6 protein-coding genes are annotated in these 6,735 nt (G+C 68.5%); 1 reads left to right on the forward strand and 5 read right to left on the reverse strand.

The features are described 5' to 3' along the window. Positions 1-185: 185 nt before the first annotated feature. The 5 genes from LXT21_RS40305 to LXT21_RS40325 form a co-directional block, all read right to left on the reverse strand. The gene (locus LXT21_RS40305) at positions 186-1,262 is read right to left on the reverse strand and encodes an aquaporin (protein ID WP_254043568.1); all 1,077 of its coding nucleotides are present in this window, start codon (positions 1,260-1,262) and stop codon (positions 186-188) included. Positions 1,263-1,343: 81 nt separating this feature from the next. Then, complete coding sequence (locus LXT21_RS40310) at positions 1,344-2,081, reverse strand: head GIN domain-containing protein (protein ID WP_254043569.1); 738 nt, start codon at positions 2,079-2,081, stop codon at positions 1,344-1,346. A gap of 94 nt (positions 2,082-2,175) precedes the next feature. Next, positions 2,176-3,027, reverse strand: coding sequence for an S-formylglutathione hydrolase (fghA, locus tag LXT21_RS40315; RefSeq protein WP_254043570.1), 852 nt, complete (start codon positions 3,025-3,027; stop codon positions 2,176-2,178). After that, the gene (locus tag LXT21_RS40320; RefSeq protein ID WP_254043571.1) at positions 3,024-4,136 is read right to left on the reverse strand and encodes an S-(hydroxymethyl)glutathione dehydrogenase/class III alcohol dehydrogenase; all 1,113 of its coding nucleotides are present in this window, start codon (positions 4,134-4,136) and stop codon (positions 3,024-3,026) included. Before LXT21_RS40320 ends, fghA begins: the two co-directional genes overlap by 4 nt. A 176-nt stretch (positions 4,137-4,312) precedes the next feature. Next, positions 4,313-5,101, reverse strand: a complete 789-nt coding sequence (locus LXT21_RS40325; RefSeq protein ID WP_254043572.1) for a tetratricopeptide repeat protein — start codon at positions 5,099-5,101, stop codon at positions 4,313-4,315. Positions 5,102-6,065: 964 nt separating this feature from the next. On the opposite strand from LXT21_RS40325, the gene LXT21_RS40330 reads away from it, so the two are divergent. Further along, complete coding sequence (locus tag LXT21_RS40330; protein ID WP_323395633.1) at positions 6,066-6,557, forward strand: SMI1/KNR4 family protein; 492 nt, start codon at positions 6,066-6,068, stop codon at positions 6,555-6,557. Positions 6,558-6,735 lie beyond the last annotated feature (178 nt).

Genomic DNA, 6,735 nt, shown 5'->3' on the forward strand with positions numbered 1-6,735 from the left:
GCGTCCATCGCCCCCGCTCCGCGTGCCCCCGGACAATGTCTGCCTCCGGGGCCGCGCGTCAGGGCGCGAGCACGCTCGGCTCGTCTGGGGCGCTCGATGGAGCAGGAGTGGTCCATTGCCCCCGCTCCGCGCCACCCGGACGAGGTCCGTCTCCGGCGCCGCGCGTCAGGGCGTGAGCAGGGGGCTCAGGTGGGGCGCACCGGCGCTTCATGCGCGGGGTCGCCGACGGCGTGCAGCCGGGACCAGCCGCGCTCCCGCAGCAACCGGTGGATGGGCTCCCGCAGCGAGGCCCGCAGTCGCTGCTCCGCGTCCGGTGTCCCCTCGCCGCTCGTGGACACCCGCCAGACGGCCGCGCCTTCGCCCGAGGGCAGGGCCTCGCCCTCCAGCACCAGCCGGATGACCATCGGCGGCGGCCCCAGGGCCTCGGGCATGCTCACGCCCGCGTCCAGCGTGGCCCGTGCACGGTCCGGGGCGCACAGGCCGTTGAACACGGCGACGGCCTGCTCGGCCACGGCGCGGTGGGAGCACTCGAAGATGACGCGCCAGGGCCGGTGCGTGGGCTTCGCCGTCGGCGTCATCAGCCACCGGAACAGGCACACCGCGAGCGTCGCGCCGAGCATCTGCGCGGCGACGATGGATTCGACGTCCCAGGCGTGCAGGGCGCTGGTGCGGGTGCTCACCGCGCGGGCGAGGATGAGCGCCGGATTGGCCAGCGAGCGCGAGTCGGTGAACCACACCGTCGCCGCGGCATACCCGGCCACGACGAAGTGCGTGGCGGAGGGCCGGGTGCGCACGCAGCCACGCACCACGATGAGCAGGCCGAATGTCGCCACCAGCTCCGTGAGGAACTGCGCCGAGCTGGCCGAGGGCGCCCGCGTCGCGATGAGCAGCGGCTCCCCACACATGAGGTGGGCCACCAGCCGTCCCGCGAGCCCTCCGCCCAGCTGGGCCATCACGTAGCGCGGCACGTCCCGCCACGGTGTCCCGTCCTCCAGCGCGTCCGCGAAGGTGAGGGCGGGGTTGAAGTGCGCGCCCGACAGCGGCTGGAGCACCCACGTGAGGCACGCGAGCACGACGCCGGCCGCCAGGGACATGAAGAGGCGGTTGTCGGTGGCGCTCACGCCCAGGTGCTCGGCGCCGTGGTGCGCGCCTTCCAAGGCCACCACGAGCAGTCCGCAGCCGAGCGCCTCCACGGCGAGCCGCCGCGGGCGATTGAGCCGCCCGGCGCTGGCGGAGGTCATGGATGCATCTGCGCTCGTCATCGCGGGGCCCTCCTGCGGCGCTCCCACCCTATGCCTGGGGGAATGGGCCGTCAAAGCCGACGCGAGCGCCTGCCGGCGCGACTATTCGAAGGTCAGCGAGGAGCCCCCGGAGAGCTTCTTCTCGAGCACCTCGGGGCGGCCGAGGACGCGCACGCGGCTGCCTCCCGAGGCGCTCACGCGCAAGGTGTCGGACACTCGCAGCGCGGCCGCGCCACCTCCGCTGGACTCCAGCCGTGCCTCGCGCGAGGCGAGCCCACCGGCGTACACCTCGCTCCCGCCCGACAGGTCCATGCGCACCTGGCGCGTCTCGCCCTCGAGCGTCGCGTGCGAGCCACCGCTCAGGGAGAGCGTCACCACATCCGCGCGCAGCCCTCGCACCCGGACCGAGCCACCGCCGCTGCCGGACACGGTGAAGTGATTCGCGTCGACCACGCCCGACACGTCCATCAGCCCGTCACCCGAGCGCTCCAACGCCTCCAGGCTCGGCACCACCACCTCGACGTGCAGCGGGTTGGGCGAATCCCAGCTCACCGCACCGTGCTCGCCGAAGTGCACCCGCAGCCGGTCCCCGGCGTGGTCCGTCCGCATGTGGGCGACGAGGTTGTCATCGCCGATGAGGAGGACCGAGTGGGGCCGCGTCGGGTCCACCAGGACGCGGGCGGGGATGCCATCCTCCACGTCCAGCCGGTCGAACACGGGCATCGTCCGCGACTCCTCCACCGAGTGCCCGCTGCCCTCCAGGTGCTGCCCGCAGCCCGACAGCCACGCCGCCGCCAGCAGCGCGAGCCCCGCGCCTTGCTCCCGTGCTCCCAGTCGCATCGTCCCGCTCCCGTGTCCGACAGGTCCGGGCACTGGAACACCGAGGGGGCCGGGGCGTGTCACCCAGACCCCCTCGGAAGCTCGCGACAGAGGGCTACGCGTTCAGCGCCGCGGCGTGGTGCCGCAGGTGGTCCTCCATGAACGTGGAGACGAAGTAGTAGCCGTGGTCGTACCCCTCGTGGATGCGCAGGGTGAGCGGCTGTCCCGTGGCGGCACAGGCCTCGCGCAGCAGCTCCGGCTTGAGCTGCTCCTGGAGGAACTTGTCGCCCGTGCCCTGGTCCACCAGCAGCGCGGGCAGGTGCTGCTTCGCGGCGCGAATCAGCTCCGTGGCGTCGTACTCGCGCCACGCCTGTGTGTCCTCGCCCAGGTAGCCCTTGAAGGCCTTCTGTCCCCACGGCACGCGCATGGGCGCGACGATGGGGGCGAACGCGGACACGGAGCGGTAGCGCCCCGGCTGCCGCAGCGCCGACACGAGCGCGCCATGGCCTCCCATGGAGTGGCCGAAGATGCCCTCCCGGTCCTCGCGGGCCGGGAAGTGTCCGGCGATGAGCGCGGGCAGCTCCTTCGTGACGTACGTGCCCATCCGGTAGCGCGCGGACCAGGGCGCCTGGGTGGCGTCCAGGTAGAAGCCCGCACCGACGCCGAAGTCCCACGACGCGTCCTCGCCCGGATAGCCCGCGCCCCGGGGGCTGGTGTCCGGCGCCACCAGCATCACCCCCAGCTCCGCCGCCACACGCTGCGCGCCGCCCTTCGTCAGGAAGGTCTCCTCCGTGCACGTGAGGCCGGCGAGGTAGTAGAGCACCGGCACCTTGCGCTCCCGCGCCTGCGGCGGGACGAAGACGCCGAAGCGCATCTCGCCCCCGCAGGCCTCGGACACGTGCTTGTAGAAGCCCTGCGTGCCGTCGAAGCAGCGGTGCTGGCTGATGAGCGTGGGCGCCGCCGTCATGAGTACTTCACCACGCTGCGGATGGACTCGCCCTTGTGCATCAGGTCGAAGCCCTGGTTGATGTCCTCCAGCTTCAGCGTGTGCGTGATGAGATCGTCGACGTTGATCTTCCCGTTCATGTACCAGTCGACGATCTGCGGCACGTCGGTGCGGCCGCGCGCGCCGCCGAAGGCGCTGCCCTTCCACACGCGCCCCGTGACGAGCTGGAACGGCCGCGTCTTGATCTCCTGGCCCGCGCCCGCCACGCCGATGACGATGCTCTCACCCCAGCCTCGGTGGCAGCACTCGAGCGCCTGGCGCATCGTGTTCACGTTGCCGATGCACTCGAAGCTGTAGTCCGCGCCGCCGTTCGTCAGGTTGACCAGGTAGGGGACGAGGTCACCCTCGACTTCCTTCGGGTTGACGAAGTGGGTGAGGCCGAACTTCTCCGCCATGGCCTTGCGCGCCGGGTTGATGTCCACGCCGACGATCTGGTCCGCGCCCACCATGCGGGCCGCCTGCACCACGTTGAGGCCGATGCCGCCCAGGCCGAAGACGACGACGCGCGCGCCGGCCTCCACCTTGGCCGTGTACACGACGGCGCCGATGCCCGTCGTCACGCCGCAGCCGATGTAGCAGACCTTGTCGAACGGGGCGTCCTCGCGAATCTTCGCGAGGGCGATCTCCGGCAGCACCGTGTACTGCGCGAAGGTGGACGTGCCCATGTAGTGGTGCACGGCCTGCTTGCCCAGGCGGAAGCGGCTGGTGCCGTCCGGCATCAGGCCCTTGCCCTGCGTGGCGCGGATGGCCGTACACAGGTTCGTCTTGCGCGACAGGCACGACTTACACTGCCGGCACTCGGGCGTGTAGAGCGGGATGACGTGGTCGCCCTTGCGCAGCGACGTCACGCCCGGCCCCACGTCCACCACCACGCCCGCGCCCTCGTGGCCGAGGATGGCGGGGAAGAGCCCCTCCGGGTCCGCCCCGGAGAGCGTGAACTGGTCCGTGTGGCAGATGCCGGTGGCCTTCAGCTCCACGAGCACCTCGCCCGCCTTGGGTCCCTCCAGGTGCACCGTCTCGATGACCAACGGCTTTCCTGCCTCGAGCGCCACCGCCGCGCGCACGTCCATGCCCGAACCTCCCTGTGAAGAAATGAAGGGCGGCAGCGTAATGCGCGGTGGGCGGGCGTCGCACGACGGATTCGCTGGCTGACGCCTGGCGGACGCTTCCGGTGCTTATCGACAAATGAAGAAGGGCCTGGAGCCGACGCGCGGTTCCAGGCCCTTCGGGCAAGGCAGGGCAGGGACTACGGCGTGCCCGCGGCGGCCTGGGCCTTGGCGGCCTTCTGCGCCTCGCTGAACTTCTTGGTCATCTCCGCGAACTGCCCCTGGTACTCGTCCATCTTCTTCTGGTGCTCGGCGGCGCGGGCGTTGGCCTCGTCGACGATGGTCTTGTCCTTGGCGTTCTCGGCGGCCTCGGACAGCGCCATGTCCTTCTGCTGCCGCTCGTACTCCATGAGGCGGCCCATCACGACGCGCTTGTTGAGGTACGTGTTCGCGGAGTTCGGGTTGATGGCGATGACCTGGTCATAGACGCTGAGCGACTTCTCCAGGTCCGCCTTGACGATGGGGGCCGCCATGGAGCGCGCGCCGCCCTTCTGCGCGTAGATTTCGGCGATCCACCCGAGGGAGGCCTCGTCCTTGGGCTCGATCTTGAGCGCCTCGTTGAAGAACTTCTCCGCGTCCTCCAGCGTGCCGCCCTTCATGTGCATGCTGGCCAGGGTGCGGTAGGTCTCGGCCTTGTCCGCGGGCGTGGTCTTCATCTCGAGGATCTTCAGGACGGCCTCGCTGGCCTTGTCCATCTGTCCGAGCTCGAGGTGGGCGAAGGCCTTCTTCTCCCAGACCTTCTCCTGCTTGGGGTCCGCCTGGAGCGACAGGGCGTAGGCCTCGGTGGCCTCCTTGTACTCCTTCTTCGCCAGGTGGTTGGTGCCCTTGACGCGGTTCTGCTTGGCGACGTCGTTCTCCTCGCTACAGGCCACCGTGCCACCCAGGGCGAGAACTCCGACCATCAGACCGACTCGTGCCAGTCGCTTCATGTGTGTGAACCTCTCGAGCGGGCCTGGGGAGTCGACCCCGGCCCAGTCCATCCTGCTGTTCGCTCAGCGTGGGATCCGCCCTCACGCGGATCCGAAATCGAGGGCGAGCATACCCGAAGTCACGCTCCCGCCACCCAGGAGCAGCGCGCGCCTGCCTCCCTGCCTTCCGGGCACCCCCTCTTGGGGCCCCGGTCCGTCCGACGAGGGGGCGCCTCCGGGCACCCGGGGTGTGGGCATGGGCCTGGAACGGACAGTGGCTGTGAGATTCACGTGGCGGCGCGAAGGGCGCTGTCCGTGTCCAGCGCAAAGCGAGGTCTTCCTCTGCAGCCTCAGCTGCACCTTATTTTCTGGGATAGCATGGAATCAATGTTCATGCGAATGGCCTTGAGCGTCGGCAGTGCCCTCGTGTTCTTGGCGTGCGGCTCCGCGACGGTTGGCGCTGTCGGCCCGCCAGCTACGGCCAAATGGGAAGGCCCACCTGTTACGACGCCAGGCGGTGGGACGGTGCGGTACGCTATCTATTACGGACCCTGGTTATGCTCTGCGCGCTGGATGAGTCAGTGCGAGCGGCGTTGCGCTGCTGAGGGCCATTCCTTGATGGGGTGCATCTGGCTTGCGGACATCAAGGGTGATTGGGTTGGCCGATGGGCCTACCTGCCAGCCGAGGCTGGTACTCGCTACGCCCTCACGCACTGCTGCTGCGATTACGCCGTGATATCCCCAGAGAGGGGACGGCAGCAATGGGACAACGCTCGGGATGGATATCGCCGCGACTGGATAGCAGAGTTCGGGGCATGGCCCGCGACGAGCGGTCGCAATTGGCCCGGACACCACATTCGCGACCTCGCTCACGGTGGGCATCCCACGGACGCTCGAAACGTGTTCCCGATTCCTGATCCGGTGCATACCGTTGTCAATAGCGCATACCTCCAGTGTTACACTCGGGGGAATCGATGGATGAGCATTGGCCCAGATCGCCCCTATAGTGATTGACACCATGAATGCGACGCTTGAGCAGATCCTCGATATTGTGTTGCGTGAGCACCATCCCCACCCTCCCGCCACGGAGCGCGAGATAGCCGACTTCGAAGCGCGCGCCGGTTGGCGTCTAGGCCCTGAGTTACGTGCGCTCTATTCTCGCTGCAATGGGGTGGAACTTTTCGTCCCGCTACCTGACGCGCGCTACAGCATTCTCTCGCTGGCTGAACTACAGCGTGCCCGAGTGCGCATCTTAGGTATCGACGACGACACAATGGGGTCCGCGTCTTGGTGGACCCTTGTGGATTGCCAGGACTCTGACTTTGTGCTTGTTGATACCGCTGGGCCTGCGCCGTACCCGATGCTCGACGCCTATCATGGCACCTATCCGCAGGTGCGGAAGATTGCGTCGTCCTTGCGGGAATTCTTGGCGCGATCACTGGAGAGCAAGAATCGCCTCTTCTGGCTCAATGAATAGTGTGGCGAACTCGAATATGGAAATTTCGGGCACCCGGGTCTAAACCGAGGTTCGTCATCGGCGATCCCTTTACGGACCCGATGGGAGTAGCGGGACCAATCTACGGAAGGAGTCCTCTCGGTGGATGTCGAGCGTTCGCACTTCCGAGAGAACCTCCTCCATGAAAAGCCGTAGGAGA

The organism is Myxococcus guangdongensis, assembly GCF_024198255.1.
GTDB classification, from domain to species: Bacteria; Myxococcota; Myxococcia; order Myxococcales; family Myxococcaceae; genus Myxococcus; species Myxococcus guangdongensis.